The following is a 14,118-nucleotide window of genomic DNA, read 5'->3' as shown; positions in this document are numbered from 1 at the left end:
TGCGCGGCTGCAATTCCACAGGCAAAGATGCCGCTTAGCCTCATCCTGAGGAGACCGCAAAGCGGTCGTCTCGAAGGACGGGGCGCTCGCTCAGGCCCCGCCAAGATTTGCGATAGCCCTGGATGCAAGCGGCTGAGACTGTCCTATTGCCAACCGGGAACGCCGCGCATGTCGGGCAGATGGTGGGCGATGCCCTTGTGGCAGTCGATGCAGGTCTTCTCGCCCGTGAACAGGAAGCGTTGGTGCGCCACCGAGGCCCGCGGCGACTGCTTTGTGATATCCATGGAATCGGCGCTGTGGCAGTTGCGGCATTCCAGCGAATCATTTGCCTTGAAGCGCGCCCATTCATGCGCCGCGAGCTCGAGCCGGTGATCAAGGAACTTCTCGCGGGTGTCGATCGTACCGAACAGCTTGCCCCAGACCTCCTTGGAAGCCTGCATCTTGCGCGCGATCTTGTCGGTCCAGTTGTGCGGCACGTGACAATCCGGACAGGTGGCGCGCACGCCGGAGCGGTTGCTGAAATGGATGGTCGATTTCAGCTCGGCGTAGACGTTGTCCTTCATCTCATGGCAGCCGGTGCAGAATTTTTCGGTGTTGGTCAGTTCCAGTGCGGTGTTGAAGCCGCCCCAGAAGATCACGCCAGCTGCAAAGCCCGCCAGCACCAGCACGCCGAGCCCGAACACCGAGCTCGGCCGGATCAGCACCAGCCAGAGCTCGCGCGCAAAATCCCAGCCTCGCGCGATGAATCGGCGCTTCGCCTTCAGCTTGTCATGGGGCTCGTCAGCGGTCGTCGTCATCGGCGGCCACCGGGGCTTGCGCGCGAGAGCAGCGTGTCGATGTCGGTGAAGTCGTTGCTGACCGGCGGCGTGGCGGTGTTCTGCGGCACGTGGCACTCCGTGCAGAAGAAGCGCCGCGGCGAGATCGAGCCCAGGAACTGGCCGTCGCGATCCATGAAATGCGTGATCGAGACCATCGGCGCCTGCGATTCCGCGATGCGCGCCCGCGCATGGCAGGACAGGCACTTGTTGCCGTTGAGATCGACCTGGTAGCCGTCGATGCTGTGCGGGATCACCGGCGGCTGCTCCGGATAGTTGCGCACCTCCCGCTCGGAGGTGTTGCGATTCTGCAGCATCGGCGGCGCCGGACCCTCCTCATCGAGCGGGGCCGGGCCGCGCAGGCCTGATGTGACAGTCTGCGCGGTCAGGGAGTTCGCGCCGGCGGCGATCGCGAAGGCGAGCAGGGCGATTGCGGATCGTTTCATCATGACAGGCCCACCCGCTCGATGCGCACGGCGCACTTCTTGAAATCGGTCTGCAGCGAGATCGGATCGGTGGCGTCCAGCGTCACCTTGTTGATCAGTTTGGATTCATCGAACCAGGGCACGAACACCAGCCCACGCGGCGGACGGTCGCGGCCGCGCGTCTCGACGCGGGCCCGGACGAAGCCGCGGCGCGACGTCACCTTCACCTCGTCGCCGCGGCGCAGCTTCATGTCCTGCGCGTCGTCGGGGTGCATGAAGCAGACAGCTTCGGGAAACGCCTTGTAGAGTTCGGGCACGCGGCGCGTCATGGTGCCGGAATGCCAGTGCTCCAGCACGCGGCCGGTCGAGAGCCAGTATGGATATTCGTTGTCGGGAGATTCCGCCGGCGGTTCATAGGGAAGCGCGAAGATGCGCGCCTTGCCGTCGGGATGGCCGTAGAACTGCACTTCAGTGCCCTGCTTGACGTAGGGATCGCTGCCCTCGCGGAAACGCCACTTCGTCTCCTGGCCGTTGACGACGGGCCAGCGCAGTCCGCGCTCACGGTGATAGGTGTCGAACGGTGCAAGGTCATGGCCATGGCCGCGGCCGAACGTGGCGTATTCCTCGAACAGGCCCTTGTGCACATAGAAGCCGAACGCACTGGACTCGTCGTTGAGGTAACCCGGCTCGATATCGGAGACCGGAAATTTGTCGACCTGACCGTTCCTGTAGAGCACGTCGAACAGCGTCTTGCCGCGAACGTCCGGCGTCTTGGCGATCAGCTCCTCCGGCCAGACCTCCTCAATCTTGAAGCGCTTGGAGAATTCCATGAGCTGCCAGAGATCGGACTTGGCCTCGCCCGGCGCAGCGACGAGCTGATGCCAGAACTGCGTCCGCCGCTCGGCATTGCCATAGGCGCCTTCCTTCTCCACCCACATCGCGGTCGGCAAGATCAAATCGGCGGCGAGCGCGGTCACCGACGGATAGGCATCCGAGACCACGATGAAATTGTCGGGGTTGCGGAAGCCCGGGTAGGTCTCCTCGTTGGCGTTGGCACCGGCCTGCAAATTGTTGTTGACCTGGACCCAATAGGCGTTGATCAGGCCGTCCTTCAGCATCCGGCTTTGCAGCACGGCATGAGCGCCGGGCTTGTCGGGGATGGTGCCCTCGGGAAGCTTCCAGATGTGCTCGGCATGCTCGCGATGCGCCTTGTTGGTCACGACCATGTCGGCCGGCAGGCGGTGCGAGAAGGTGCCGACCTCGCGCGCGGTGCCGCAGGCCGAGGGCTGGCCGGTCAGCGAGAACGGGCTGTTGCCAGGCGAGGAGATTTTACCGGTCAAAAGGTGGATGTTGTAGACGAGGTTGTTGCACCAGACGCCGCGGGTGTGCTGGTTGAAGCCCATGGTCCAGAACGAGACCACCTTGGTCTTGGGATCGGCATAGAGCTCGGCGAGCGCCTCCAGCCGGTTCAGCGGCACGCCGGACATCTCGGCCGCCTTCTCCAGCGTGTACTCCGAGACGAACTTGACGAACTCGTCGTAGCCCATGTCGGTCGAGTCATTGGCCTTCGCCGCGCCCGTCGCCTTCTTCTGCAGCGGGTGGTCCGGCCGCAGGCCATAGCCGATGTCGGTCTGGCCGCGCTTGAACACGGTGTGCGCGGCGACGAAGTCCTTGTTGACGCGGCCGGTCTTGATGATGTGGTTGGCGATGGCGTTGAGCAGGTAAAGGTCAGTCTGCGGCTTGAACACCATGCCGATGTCGGCAAGGTCGAACGAGCGGTGCTCGAAGGTCGAGAGCACGGCGACGCGGACATGCGGTGCGGAGAGCCGGCGGTCGGTCAGCCGCGACCACAGGATGGGATGCATCTCCGCCATGTTGGAGCCCCACAGCACGAAGGCATCGGTGGCCTCGATGTCGTCATAGCAGCCAGGGGGCTCGTCGATGCCGAAGGTGCGCATCATGCCGGCGACTGCGGAAGCCATGCAGTGCCGCGCATTGGGGTCGATGTTGTTGGTGCGGAAGCCGGCCTTGAACAGTTTTGAGGCGGCATAGCCTTCCCAGATCGTCCACTGGCCGGAGCCGAACATGGCGACGCCGTTGGGCCCGCGCTTCTTGATCGCCTCCTTCCACTTCACCTCCATGATGTCGAAGGCTTCGGTCCACGACACCGGCGTGAACTCGCCGTTCTTGTCATACTTGCCGCCGCTCTTGCGCAGCATCGGCTGAGTCAGGCGGTCATGGCCGTACATGATCTTGGAGAGGAAATAGCCCTTGACGCAGTTGAGACCGCGATTGACCTCGGCCTTGATGTCGCCATGGGTCGCGACCACGCGGTTGTCCTTGGTCGCGACCATCACCGAGCAGCCGGTGCCGCAGAAGCGGCAGGCGGCCTTGTCCCATTTCAGTTCGGATGTCCCGCGCTCGGCGACCAGATTGGCGGCAAGCGCCGGCGCCGGGAGCCCAGCGGCGGCAGCCGCGATCGCGGCGGCCTCGAGCTTCAGCATCTGGCGGCGGTCGAGTTTTGGCGATGTCATGACGGCTCTCCCGGCCTTAAGCCGTTTCGATGGCGTGAAAGACCAGCGCTGCGGAACAGACGTGCGGCAGCGATTGGATGGTGTTGAGCAGGGTGCCGAGGCTGCCGGCGTCCGGCGCTTCGGTGACGACAATGAGCTTTCCGCGCGCGTCGCGGCCGTGGATCTCGCAGCCGGCAAGCGCGACGATCTCGGCTTCGACCTCGGCGAGGCGCTCGGGACGCGCCTGCACGATCATGCTGGCGATCTCGTTGCCCGGCGGCGGAACGATGCGCTCGGCACTGAGCACCCGGCCGGTGATCAGGGCGCGGCGATTGAGTGTGGCTTTGCTCAGTAAGCCTTGGGCCATGATGCCTGTCTTTCGCTGTTCGGAGATCAATGCGGGGGAGGTGGGCCGGGCGGGCCCGCGATCATCTGGTAGACCCAGACGGCGAGGCCGTAGGAGCCGACCGTTCCGACCGCGAGGACGGGCATCACGACCGCGGTCAGGAACAGAAACGCAAAAATCTCCATGCGCTTACGGCGCACGCGCCCGCTCGTGTCGTCAGGCACCGACATATTCGGTCTCGCTGAAATGTTTGGTAATCGATTTGGGAATCGAGGCGGCATCCGGGCCGCTGCCTTGATGCACCATAGAAAACTGACGGCTGGCCGCGTTGATTTGGATCAACCGCTCAAGTTGTGAGGATAGTTGCCGCCATGACCGCAAGCACAAGTTTGGGTTGTGCACGCGCGAAGGCGATGCGAGAGTTGAGTTCTCGAACGGAGACTGGGGAGACTAGAAGGCGTGAATGGCATGGGGCTCACGGCCATCGATCTCGGGCTTCGCGGCGGAGCGAGCGGCGTGTTCCTGATGATCATTCTCGTGGCGCTGCTGCGCCGCGGGACCAGCCAGCAGGCTTTGCTGGGCATGGCCATGTCTGCTGGCGGCGTGTTCTACGCCATCGCGACCGCGCCATTCTTTCCAAAATCCTCATGGTGGTGGGTGCTGCCGATCCTGTCAGCGCAATCCGCCGTGTTCTGGGTGTGGGCGCGCGCGGCGTTCGACGACGATTTCGTACTCAGGCGATGGCACGGCGCCCTGTGGCTGAGCATCGTGGCCTTCGGGTTTGCGATCACGCTGGGCTGGGCGCACTGGCCTGCTTTGGCCGGGGCCGGCGGTCGAGTCCTGGCGCTGGTCGCCCTGGCGCTGGCTCTCGCGGCCGCGGTGCAGACGGTCAAGACCTGGCGTGCCGATCTGGTCGCGCGGCGCCGCCGGCTGCGGCTGGCGATGCTTGCGATCAATGTCGGGCTCATCGCGGTCGTCGCTGGTGCCGGCTTCGCCGCAATTCCCGTCGCGGTCCCGGGCGCGCCCGGCAGTCTCCCGACCGCGCTTGGCCTGTTCGTGGTGGCCATGCTCGCCGGACTGGGTGCTTTCGCCACGCAGCCGGCGGTGCCCGTCGACGCCACGGCGGCGATCGCATCCAGCGACGCGCGCGGTGCCGCTCGTGCTCCCACGGGACGAGTCGTCGTCGACCCGATCCTGCTCCGGCGTCTCGACCATCTGATGACTGTAGAGCGAACCTACCGGCAGGAAGGTCTTGCGATCGGGGCGCTCGCGGCACGGCTCGACGTTCCCGAGCATCGGCTGCGCCAGGCGATCAACGAAGGGCTGGGCTATCGCAACTTCAATGCGTTCCTGAATCACTATCGCATCGACGATGCCAAGCTGGCGCTGTCCGACGTGGCGCAACGGGAGGTCCCGGTGCTGACCATCGCCATGGATGCCGGCTTCCAGTCGATCGGGCCTTTCAATCGGGCCTTCAAGGCCGAGACCGGCGTGACCCCGACCGAATTTCGGCGCGAGGCCTTGAGCCGGCCTGAGACGGCGGATGATGCCAACCGCGATCTCAGAATCAGCCAACCGCGTCGAGAAATCGGCTAGCCGATTTCCGGATCGGGCAAGAGCGCCCTGACGTGATCGGGCAAATTGTCGGGAAGAAGAAGGTGTTCTCCAGCAAGCTGAGCCCTCCATGTCCCGTTTGACCGCCGTCACCCCCGCATCGGAACGAATGCATGCCCTCGACGCGGTCAGGGGCTTTGCGTTGCTGCTTGGCATCGTCCTGCACGCGACATTGTCATTTGTGCCCGCCTCGGCCCAGTTCTGGTTCGTCCGGGACACCCATCCAAGCCTGCTCCTGGGCCTGCTGTCCTTCACCATCCACGTCTTCCGGATGACCGCGTTCTTCCTGATGGCGGGTTTCTTCGCCCGCATGAGCTTTCATCGCCGCGGGACCTGGGGCTTCGTCAGCGACCGCTTGCAGAGGATAGTGCTGCCGCTCGCGGTCGGCTGGCCGATCGTGTTCACGCCGATGGCGCTGGTGGTGATCTGGGCATCTTACTTGCCGAATGGCGGGCCGATCCATGGCATGCGCAATTGGCCGCCGCTGCTGCCGAATTTTCCCCTGACCCATCTCTGGTTTCTCTATGTGTTGCTGGAACTCTATGTCGCCATGCTGCTGCTGTGGGGCGTAATTGTCTGGCTCGATGCCTCCGGCGCGCTGCGAACGCTCCTTGACCGTCTCTTCGCGGGGATCATGCGCAATCCGCTGGCGCCTCTGGTTCTGGCGATCCCGATCGGCATCGCTTTCAGCCTCGACCAACGATGGGTCAACGCGATGGGGGTGAGGACGCCGGATCAATCGCTCATCACCAATGCGCAGGCCTGGATCGGTTTCGGCACCGCCTTCGGCGTCGGCTGGCTGTTGCATCGTCAGGTCGATCTGCTGCGGCTCCTCGAGCGACGCTGGCTCCCGCACCTCTTGCTTGCGGTCGTCCTGATCCTGATCAGCTTCGTACTATCAGGTGTGATGTTGTCCGCACCGGGCACGCCGAAACTGCCGTTCAGCTTCGCCACACTCAGGCTTGTCTCCGCCATCCTGTATGCACCGGCGATATGGATTTCGACCTTCGCGGTCCTTGGTCTCGCGCTGCGCTTCATGTCCGGCTTCAGTCCAACGCGACGCTATCTCGCCGATGCGTCCTACTGGCTCTATCTGATCCACATGCCGATCGTGATGGCGCTCCAGGTCGCGGTGTCGCAGCTTGACTGGTCCTGGCCGATCAAGTTCGCAACCATTCTCGTGGTTGCGCTTCCTCCGATGCTGGCGAGCTATCACCTGCTGGTGCGCTTCACCGTTATCGGCGCGGTGCTGAACGGCCGCCACGCACCACGCGAAGCGGTGCCTGCCGCCGAAGTCGCAGGACCCGTTGCGTCATAGTGCTAGACGCGGATCGTCCTCCCGCGCGGCGGGGTAGGGCATCTACGCATGGAATGGGAGATGTTGACTTCGGGAGCTGAAGCAGAAAATGCGTTGTTCACGTCAGGGAAACTGCGCTTTGGTTCTTGCCGGATATCGGTCACATCACCTGCTCCTACTCACGCGCTGTCGAAGAAGCTCGATTCAGTCATGCTGCTGACGCAATCTCCATCTTAGTCGGCGAAAACTAGAACACTGTGCGGGGACCTCCCCGGTTCCCACGGGTTCCGTCGCAAGGTTTGCGGCATCAGGAACCGAAACGATCGAAAGAATCCAATCAAGGACTTAGAATGCTGTTCCGATCGAGCGCCGCAATCTGCGGCGCTATGGTTATGCTTGCCATTTCAGCTACCGTTGCTCGAAGTGAAATCGTTGCGGCTCATTCGAGCGCCGTCGTCAATGCCGCTTCTGGGGATGCGATCGTCGGCGCAGCATCCATGTACAATCCGTTCCGGCCCGGATGGCGGGAGGGCGGCTCGAACACAGCCTCCGGCGAGCGCTACGATCCCTCTGTCTGGGCGGCTGCCATCAGGACAAGCTTGCGTCAGAAATTTGGTGGGGTCCAATTTGGCGCCAGGCCGAAATATGCCCTCGTCGAGGCTGCAGGCAAGAAGGTCATCGTCAAGATCAATGACGTCGGGCCACTGACGCCTGGCCGCATCATTGACCTCAATGAGCGGACGATGCGCCATTTCGATCCGAGCCTGCAGCTCGGAGTGATTAAGGAGGTAACAGTTAAGCCGCTTTCAGGGGACTATTGGATCCCCGGACCGGTCGGTTGAACATCGCAGGCGTATGAGCCCAGCTGAATGTCGATCCTGGCCCGTCGCTTCAGTTTGCTCGGCGCAGCGAAATGTCAGGAGCGGGAGCCGACCGGAAGTCATTACCGGAGGGGTCAACAGACGTGATTGAGCCGGTGCCATCCAAGATATCATACGGCGCCATAGAAATGGCGATACTGCCATGCAGCGTCTCTTTGAAGCTGTTCATCCGACCAGTTCTTGTTGCTGAATCTCGCCGGTGACATTGGCGAAAGGTCTATCGGTAGCTGTCCATCGACGATCCAGGCTGCTAGGGATTCGCCGATGGTCGGTGAAATCGAGAGACCGGCAACGTTGCAGCCGCTGGCAAAGAAGAAACCCTTCACGGCTGGCGCAGGGCCTAGAATATGATGGCCATCTGCTGTCATCGTCGGTATGCCGCCGCGGAACTCGCGCGTCTTCGCCGTCAGCAGAAAAGGCAACTGCGCCTTGACCTCCTCTGCGGCACGCCGCAGCACGTCGACGTCAAGTGGCATATCCCTGACGTCAAAGGCCGGACCAAGAACCTTCATATTGAAGAAGCGAGGATCCTCCTCGTAGACGCCCCATAAGAATCCTCCCTGACAGGGACGGATGTAGACTGCTGCATCCATTATCCGCACCATCGGCAGGTCCGCCCTGGCGCCCTCCAAGGCTTCGGTTACGATCAGCTGCTGACGAGTGGGCACGAGCGGAACGTGGATATCGCTTGCCTCAGCCACCTGCCGCGTCCAAGCGCCAGCGGCATCAACAACGACGGGTGCTTGAATCGGACCCTTCGTGGTTTGGATACCGGTGACCTTATCACCTTCAATGGAGACCTCGGTCACATCGGTCTTCGGCAGCAAGATGGCGCCTTTGGCCTCGGCTCCGCGCGCGAACCCAATGGCAATTTGCGCGGGATCGAAATATCGATCATCACCGATCCGCAGTGCCGCTACGACGCCGGATGACTTTAGGAATGGATTGAGGCGACAGGCGGCGTCAGGCGAAACCTGCTCGACATCAAGTCCCATGCGCTTCCCCCGTTGCAGATCGGCCGCGATAACGTCGGCATCTTGGGGCCGTCGAGCGATTTTCAAGCTGCCTGAGTGAACCCAATCCAGCGGTTGCCCGGTTTCCTCGGTGAAGCTCTCGATCTTTCGGCAGGCGTCCTTGATCAATTTGATCATCAGATCGCCCTTGCGTACGCAGCTCACCATGCCTGCGGCGCGGGGGGACGTCTGCGATCCAATGTCGTGCTTGTCGAGCAAGGCAACGGTGAGCCCGCCGCGCTTGGCGAGATAATATGCGGTAGCAGCCCCAAGGCCGCCCGAACCAATAACAACGACATCCGCTTTGTTGATCATCGCAATGGACCTCAGCAGTCAGAGAACGAAATCCAACAATCCCCCATTTCCAAAATTTTAGTGCTCAAATTGGAGATCTTGCCGTCGATCATCGCAAGTACGCGACACCCGCTCGACGCAAACCTTCGGCGAGGTGATCGCGATACTTCAAGTCGAGATAGGGCGTTGTAACTTCAAATTGCCGCTGTGTGTCTTTCGGTTGTCGGGAGATGAATTCCTGCAATAACGGCCGTGCTTCCTCTAGGCGCCCAAGTTGGCCCAGGCCGGCGAGGAGGACTCTCAGGGCGAGATAGGGGCGTCGTGCGCGGACCGCTAATTCGCCGTAATGCACGGCCTCCTCGTAGTTCTCCTGATGATAGTGAGCCAACGCGACGAAGCTCAGGAAACTTCCCGCCTGCGGATCGTTGGGATTTAGGCGAAGGCTGCGCAATAAGGAGTCGAGAGCTTCGGTGAAGTGCCCGATATGGACGCGAACCAAACCGAGTGAGAAAAAGCCCAATGCGAAATTTGGATTAAGGTCAATCGAACGTTGCGCCTCCGCAAGCGCCTGCGTGTGCATTTGCCTTAACAAGCTGCCCCAACAAAAAGCGTAGTGGCAGTAAGGGTCGCGGTCGTCGAGTGAGACTGAACGCGCGGCCGCGGCATAGATCTCCGACACATCCTTCACAGGATCGCCGCTCCAGCCATACCAAATGCGGGCATTCAGGGTGCGGGCAAGCGTCATGTGCGCCTGGGCAAGGTTCGGATCAAGCGTCAGTGCCTGCCTTATCAGGGTTACGGCCTGATTGTGATCCTCAGATGCGAGCTGCGAAAAATGCCACATCGCACGCATGCAGCAATCGAACGCATCGAGATTTCCGACGCTCTTACGAAAGGCACGTTTTCCTTCGATCAGCAGCATCTCAGGCTCGATGGCACCGACTACGCTCTGTGTGATCTCGTCCTGAATGGCGAATATATCCGCCAAATCGCGGTCGAATCGCTCGGCCCAGAGGTGATTGCCTGTTTCTGCTTCGATTAGCTGTCCCGTGATCCGCACGCGCTGCCCAGCCCGTCGTACACTGCCTTCGAGGATGTATCGTACGCCTAGTTCGCGAGCGACCTGTTTCACGTCGACGGCTCGCCGCTTGTAGACAAACGTCGAATTTCGAGCGATGACGAAGAACCATCGGTGATGAGAGAGAGCGGTAATGATGTCCTCTGTAATCCCGTCCGCGAAATACTCCTGCTCTGGATCTCCGCTCATGTTGGAGAATGGCAGTACGGCAATTGAAGGCTTGTCCGGAAGGGCGAGTGCACCGCCCAAAATGCCGCTGGCGACCGGATGCTCAGGTTGCCAGTCCACAGAGTAGACCGAGACCGGACGGCTAATATTCTTCAGTGCTCGCTGTCCAATCGGCGTGAGTGCAAACTTCAGCTTGCCCTCGATCTGATCGCGCACTGCACCCGAGATACATATTCCGCCCGGTTCAGCCACCCCTTCGAGTCGCGCAGCTACGTTCACTCCATCGCCGAGCAGGTTGTCGCCATCCGCCATCACGTCGCCGACGTTGATGCCAATCCGAAATTCCATCCTGCGGTCCTGAGGGAGATCGGCATTGTGGCGATCGAGAGAGCGCTGGATCGCCACGGCGGCGCGCACCGCCTGCACTGCGCTACTGAACTCCGCAATAACGCTGTCTCCGGCGGTCCCAAAAATCCTGCCCGCATGTTCGGATATGAGATCGGACATCGTGCGACGATAGCCATCCAAGGTCCGCAGGGTCGCTTCTTCATCCGTCGACATCAAGCGGCTGTAGCCGGCAACGTCCGCCGCCATAATTGCAGCCAAACGTCTGGTGATAGGTGGGTCGCTCATGGTCATACGCCCAATATCTGGGTGCCAGTCTAGCAGACGTAGACGTAAACTGCACCCTTCTGGGCCCTCCTCCGCGGTGAGTGACCTAGGGGCGCGCGCCGTGCAGCCGTCGCTCGCCTGTGCCGATCAAGCGAACCCGAATGAAGTCGATGTCCGATCAGGCTGGTACTGACATGCCGCGAAGTGCGACCTGCCGCCGGCGGCCGACCCCGATGCCCTGGTGGCATTCGTCATGGCCGTCACTCACGGCATGACGGTGCAGGCCAAAGCCGGCTTCGGCCGCGACATGCTGGAGGCCGTGGCCGAGCAAGCGCTCTCCACGTGGCCCGGGGAGTTCTAAACGGGCCGGGTCGGCAACCATCTGATCGATCCGGGTTCACACCATCCGCGTTGGCCCCAAACCGGACCGCGACCCCTAATACCCACGCATGGCCCTCGCCGCCGTGCTAGCTTGGCAGAACTCGCCTCGACGGCGCTGCAGCTGCGCTCTCGAATTCGGCGAGCGTTTCGGTAATTGCACGTAAACTCGACGTCGACAGGGGGAACGCCATGAAGTCGATAGGAAGAGTATCGGCCGCCGCATTCGCACTCAGCTTGATCTGCGGCCTGTCCAATGCGCAGCAGAATCCCAGGCGGGTTGGCATTTTGATAAATGGCGGTGATACGCCTTTGTTCAATTCGATAAAGAAAAACCTTCTGAGCGACTTTGCCGGATTCGGATATGTTGAAGGGCGCGACGTCGTTATCGAGCCGCGATTTGCCGAACTGAAGCTTGAGCGTCTTCCGGGCCTCGCCTTGGAGCTGACAGACGCGAAGGTGGACATGATCCTCGCGCTCGGTGGGCCCGCAGCAGTTGCGGCCCAGAAAGCCACGTCGACGATCCCCGTGGTCTTTTCGATCGTGACCGATCCAGTTGCCTTGAAGCTTGTTGCGTCGATGGACAGGCCGGGAAGCAATATCACCGGCATCACCAGTCTCGATCCCCAGCAAGCCACCAAGCAATTCGAACTTCTGAAAGAGACGTTTCCGGGAATCACGCGCGTCGCGATCCTGAGCGACCAGACTATTCCCGGCGCCGATGAGCGCGGGTTCGCACCCATCGATCGCGCCAACGATGCCGCAGCACGAGGCTTGGGCCTGGAACCCCAAATAATAAAGCTCAAGAGTGCGGCCGATCTGGATGCGGCTTTTGCGGCAATTGCGACGGAGCGCGCCGAGGCCTTGCTGGTCCTGGAAGTGCCGGTGGCACTCGCGGCCCGGAAGCAGATTGGCGAACTCGCGATCAAGAGCCGCCTGCCGGCAATGTTTCCAGGCGGCACCGCGGATGCGGCCGGTTTGATAACCTACGGTACAAGCGTCGCCGATAGCTGGCGGAAATTTGCTGTCTTTGCGGACAGGATTTTCAAGGGAACGAAACCGGCGGACTTGCCGGTGGACGTCATCACAAGACGAGAATTGATATTCAATCTTCAGACGGCCCAGGCGATCGGCGTCACCATTCCGCCCGAGATTTTGAAGCGGGCAGACCGGCCCGCGCAGTAATCCATTTGCGTTATTGGTCGGTGCCATGCCGACCCCCGCTCCGAGATGTAGGCCGTGCGCTGCACGAGCGGCGGAGGGGTAGTATGATCGCAAGTCTTCACGTCCCGTAACCAGCGATCCCCGGAGCGCTCATGGCAAAACACCGGATCTACACAACGAGCTTCGCCAGCGTCTACCCGCTTTACGTCGCGAAGGCAGAGAAGAAAGGACGCACCAAAGCCGAGGTCGATCAGGTCATTTCCTGGTTGACTGGCTATGGCCGGAAGGAGCTGGAAGCCGAACTGGAAAAACGGACGGACTTTGAAACCTTCTTTGCGAAGGCTCCGAAAATCAATCCGTCGCGAGCCCTGATCACAGGCGTGGTTTGCGGCGTCCGCGTGGAGGACATCAAAGAACCAACGATGCGGGAGATCCGCTATCTGGATAAGCTGATCGATGAGCTGGCCAAGGGCAAAGCAATGGACAAGATTTTGCGAAAGAGCGAGTCCTGACCCCGCCACCCGCCAGCCCCTTCGGCTCGGCGACGGTGCGCCGCCTGTCCCGAGACACCCGTCTTCCGCCGCGCGGCCATTGCTGATAACTTTCGGCAAAAGCGACAGGGAGAAAATGATGCGCCCTCACGGGACGCCCGGAAATGCGGCGGTTGGCGATGTCACACCCGCGGTGCTCGCGATCGGCCGGCCGGATTTCCCCAATGCGCTGATCGACACGCTTCGGTGCCAGGCCGGGGTCGGCCATTGCATGGTGTTCGCGCTGAGCCGCGCGGGCGCGGCGCGCTGCCTGCTCGATGTCGGCAACATCCCGATCGGCGGCGATCTCGGCGCCGCCTATGCCGGGCAGTTCCACGAATCCGATCCGAACCGCGATGCGTTGTTCGAAGGCAAGGGGGCTGCGCCGATCGTGCTGCCCGCCTTCGCGCCGCGTATGTACGGCGCGCGCTACCGAAAGATGTTCTTTGTCGATTCCGGCATCGTCGACAAGTGCGCGACTGCGATCTGGGTCGACGACACATGCTTCTACGTCAATTTCTACCGCATCGCCGCCCAGGGCCGCTTCAGCGATGCCCAGCGCGCGCGGCTTCGGGCCATCGCGCCGGCCATCAGCGCGAGCGTGGCGCGCCATTTCCAGCAAGGTTCGACCGCGACGGCCGACCAGACCCTCGCCGCGCTGTTCGCCACGTCCGCGCTACTGGCCGATCTCACGCCGCGCGAGCAGGAGGTCTGCCGCCGTATCCTCACAGGCTTCAGCTCCGAGGCGATCTCCCGCGCGCTCGGTATCAGCCTGCATTCGACGCTGACCTATCGCAAGCGCGCCTATCAGCGGCTCGGCATCTCCTCGCAGAACGAGCTGTTTGCGATCGTGCTACGCGTGCTCGCGGGACCTGGCCACCTTAACTGAGGTGTACTCTAAGCTCGCGATCTCCTTCCGAGACCAAAGTGGACACGCGGTCCGTGCTCCGGGACCGTCGCGTTGTGACCCGATGTATGGTCCGGCCGCGC

General features: G+C 61.9%; 13 protein-coding genes and 1 pseudogene. 7 read left to right on the top strand and 7 right to left on the bottom strand.

Annotation, left to right across the window (positions count from 1 at the left end):
• Positions 1–143: 143 nt before the first annotated feature.
• Genes FXV83_RS28100 through napE form a run of 5 tightly spaced genes read right to left on the bottom strand, consistent with a single transcriptional unit; the run spans position 144 to position 4,329 of the window.
• On the bottom strand, positions 144–797 hold the full coding sequence (locus FXV83_RS28100) for a NapC/NirT family cytochrome c (RefSeq protein WP_148742831.1): 654 nt from the start codon (positions 795–797) through the stop codon (positions 144–146).
• The gene (locus FXV83_RS28095) at positions 794–1,264 is read right to left on the bottom strand and encodes a nitrate reductase cytochrome c-type subunit (RefSeq protein ID WP_187436213.1); all 471 of its coding nucleotides are present in this window, start codon (positions 1,262–1,264) and stop codon (positions 794–796) included. Before FXV83_RS28095 ends, FXV83_RS28100 begins: the two co-directional genes overlap by 4 nt.
• Entirely contained in the window at positions 1,261–3,774 is a 2,514-nt protein-coding gene (napA, locus tag FXV83_RS28090) for a nitrate reductase catalytic subunit NapA (RefSeq protein ID WP_148742829.1), read from the bottom strand. Before napA ends, FXV83_RS28095 begins: the two co-directional genes overlap by 4 nt.
• A gap of 16 nt (positions 3,775–3,790) precedes the next feature.
• Positions 3,791–4,120, bottom strand: a complete 330-nt coding sequence (locus FXV83_RS28085; RefSeq protein WP_148742828.1) for a chaperone NapD — start codon at positions 4,118–4,120, stop codon at positions 3,791–3,793.
• A 26-nt stretch (positions 4,121–4,146) separates the two neighbouring features.
• Positions 4,147–4,329 carry a periplasmic nitrate reductase, NapE protein gene (gene napE, locus FXV83_RS28080; RefSeq protein WP_148742827.1) on the bottom strand — a complete coding sequence of 61 codons (183 nt, stop codon included), beginning with the start codon at positions 4,327–4,329 and terminating at the stop codon, positions 4,147–4,149.
• Between the two features lie 238 nt (positions 4,330–4,567).
• Here napE and FXV83_RS28075 point away from each other — a divergent pair, with 238 nt between their 5' ends.
• The 3 genes from FXV83_RS28075 (at position 4,568) to FXV83_RS28065 (ending at position 7,852) form a co-directional block, all read left to right on the top strand.
• On the top strand, positions 4,568–5,695 hold the full coding sequence (locus FXV83_RS28075) for an AraC family transcriptional regulator (protein WP_148742826.1): 1,128 nt from the start codon (positions 4,568–4,570) through the stop codon (positions 5,693–5,695).
• Between the two features lie 88 nt (positions 5,696–5,783).
• A complete protein-coding gene (locus FXV83_RS28070; protein ID WP_148742825.1) occupies positions 5,784–7,031 on the top strand; it encodes an acyltransferase family protein in 1,248 nt (415 codons plus the stop codon).
• 329 nt (positions 7,032–7,360) lie between these two features.
• Positions 7,361–7,852, top strand: coding sequence for a septal ring lytic transglycosylase RlpA family protein (locus FXV83_RS28065; protein WP_148742824.1), 492 nt, complete (start codon positions 7,361–7,363; stop codon positions 7,850–7,852).
• A gap of 149 nt (positions 7,853–8,001) precedes the next feature.
• Here FXV83_RS28065 and FXV83_RS28060 read toward each other — a convergent pair whose 3' ends face one another.
• The gene (locus FXV83_RS28060; protein WP_148742823.1) at positions 8,002–9,219 is read right to left on the bottom strand and encodes an NAD(P)/FAD-dependent oxidoreductase; all 1,218 of its coding nucleotides are present in this window, start codon (positions 9,217–9,219) and stop codon (positions 8,002–8,004) included.
• Positions 9,220–9,307: 88 nt separating this feature from the next.
• Positions 9,308–11,083: an adenylate/guanylate cyclase domain-containing protein gene (locus FXV83_RS28055; RefSeq protein ID WP_235940237.1), complete on the bottom strand. Its 1,776-nt coding sequence runs from the start codon at positions 11,081–11,083 to the stop codon at positions 9,308–9,310.
• A 172-nt stretch (positions 11,084–11,255) separates the two neighbouring features.
• Here FXV83_RS28055 and FXV83_RS45200 point away from each other — a divergent pair.
• The 4 genes and pseudogenes from FXV83_RS45200 to FXV83_RS28035 all read left to right on the top strand — a co-directional run.
• Positions 11,256–11,417: pseudogene (locus tag FXV83_RS45200) on the top strand (TetR/AcrR family transcriptional regulator); the annotation flags it as partial.
• 209 nt (positions 11,418–11,626) lie between these two features.
• On the top strand, positions 11,627–12,619 hold the full coding sequence (locus FXV83_RS28045) for an ABC transporter substrate-binding protein (protein WP_148742822.1): 993 nt from the start codon (positions 11,627–11,629) through the stop codon (positions 12,617–12,619).
• A 131-nt stretch (positions 12,620–12,750) separates the two neighbouring features.
• A complete protein-coding gene (locus FXV83_RS28040; RefSeq protein ID WP_148742821.1) occupies positions 12,751–13,110 on the top strand; it encodes a DUF2200 domain-containing protein in 360 nt (119 codons plus the stop codon).
• 118 nt (positions 13,111–13,228) lie between these two features.
• Entirely contained in the window at positions 13,229–14,017 is a 789-nt protein-coding gene (locus tag FXV83_RS28035; RefSeq protein ID WP_148742820.1) for a helix-turn-helix transcriptional regulator, read from the top strand.
• Positions 14,018–14,118 lie beyond the last annotated feature (101 nt).

Origin of the sequence: Bradyrhizobium hipponense (assembly GCF_008123965.1) — a bacterium.
Taxonomy (GTDB): domain Bacteria; phylum Pseudomonadota; class Alphaproteobacteria; order Rhizobiales; family Xanthobacteraceae; genus Bradyrhizobium; species Bradyrhizobium hipponense.
This window is presented reverse-complemented; position numbering and strand designations above follow the sequence as displayed.

What these genes read in the sequence shown, in the direction of transcription:
- FXV83_RS28100 (WP_148742831.1), bottom strand. Translation starts at nt 797, where the DNA reads ATGACGACGACCGCTGACGAGCCCCATGACAAGCTGAAGGCGAAGCGC.
- FXV83_RS28095 (WP_187436213.1), bottom strand. Translation starts at nt 1,264, where the DNA reads ATGATGAAACGATCCGCAATCGCCCTGCTCGCCTTCGCGATCGCCGCC.
- napA (WP_148742829.1), bottom strand. Translation starts at nt 3,774, where the DNA reads ATGACATCGCCAAAACTCGACCGCCGCCAGATGCTGAAGCTCGAGGCC.
- FXV83_RS28085 (WP_148742828.1), bottom strand. Translation starts at nt 4,120, where the DNA reads ATGGCCCAAGGCTTACTGAGCAAAGCCACACTCAATCGCCGCGCCCTG.
- napE (WP_148742827.1), bottom strand. Translation starts at nt 4,329, where the DNA reads ATGTCGGTGCCTGACGACACGAGCGGGCGCGTGCGCCGTAAGCGCATG.
- FXV83_RS28075 (WP_148742826.1), top strand. Translation starts at nt 4,568, where the DNA reads ATGGGGCTCACGGCCATCGATCTCGGGCTTCGCGGCGGAGCGAGCGGC.
- FXV83_RS28070 (WP_148742825.1), top strand. Translation starts at nt 5,784, where the DNA reads ATGTCCCGTTTGACCGCCGTCACCCCCGCATCGGAACGAATGCATGCC.
- FXV83_RS28065 (WP_148742824.1), top strand. Translation starts at nt 7,361, where the DNA reads ATGCTGTTCCGATCGAGCGCCGCAATCTGCGGCGCTATGGTTATGCTT.
- FXV83_RS28060 (WP_148742823.1), bottom strand. Translation starts at nt 9,219, where the DNA reads ATGATCAACAAAGCGGATGTCGTTGTTATTGGTTCGGGCGGCCTTGGG.
- FXV83_RS28055 (WP_235940237.1), bottom strand. Translation starts at nt 11,083, where the DNA reads ATGACCATGAGCGACCCACCTATCACCAGACGTTTGGCTGCAATTATG.
- FXV83_RS28045 (WP_148742822.1), top strand. Translation starts at nt 11,627, where the DNA reads ATGAAGTCGATAGGAAGAGTATCGGCCGCCGCATTCGCACTCAGCTTG.
- FXV83_RS28040 (WP_148742821.1), top strand. Translation starts at nt 12,751, where the DNA reads ATGGCAAAACACCGGATCTACACAACGAGCTTCGCCAGCGTCTACCCG.
- FXV83_RS28035 (WP_148742820.1), top strand. Translation starts at nt 13,229, where the DNA reads ATGCGCCCTCACGGGACGCCCGGAAATGCGGCGGTTGGCGATGTCACA.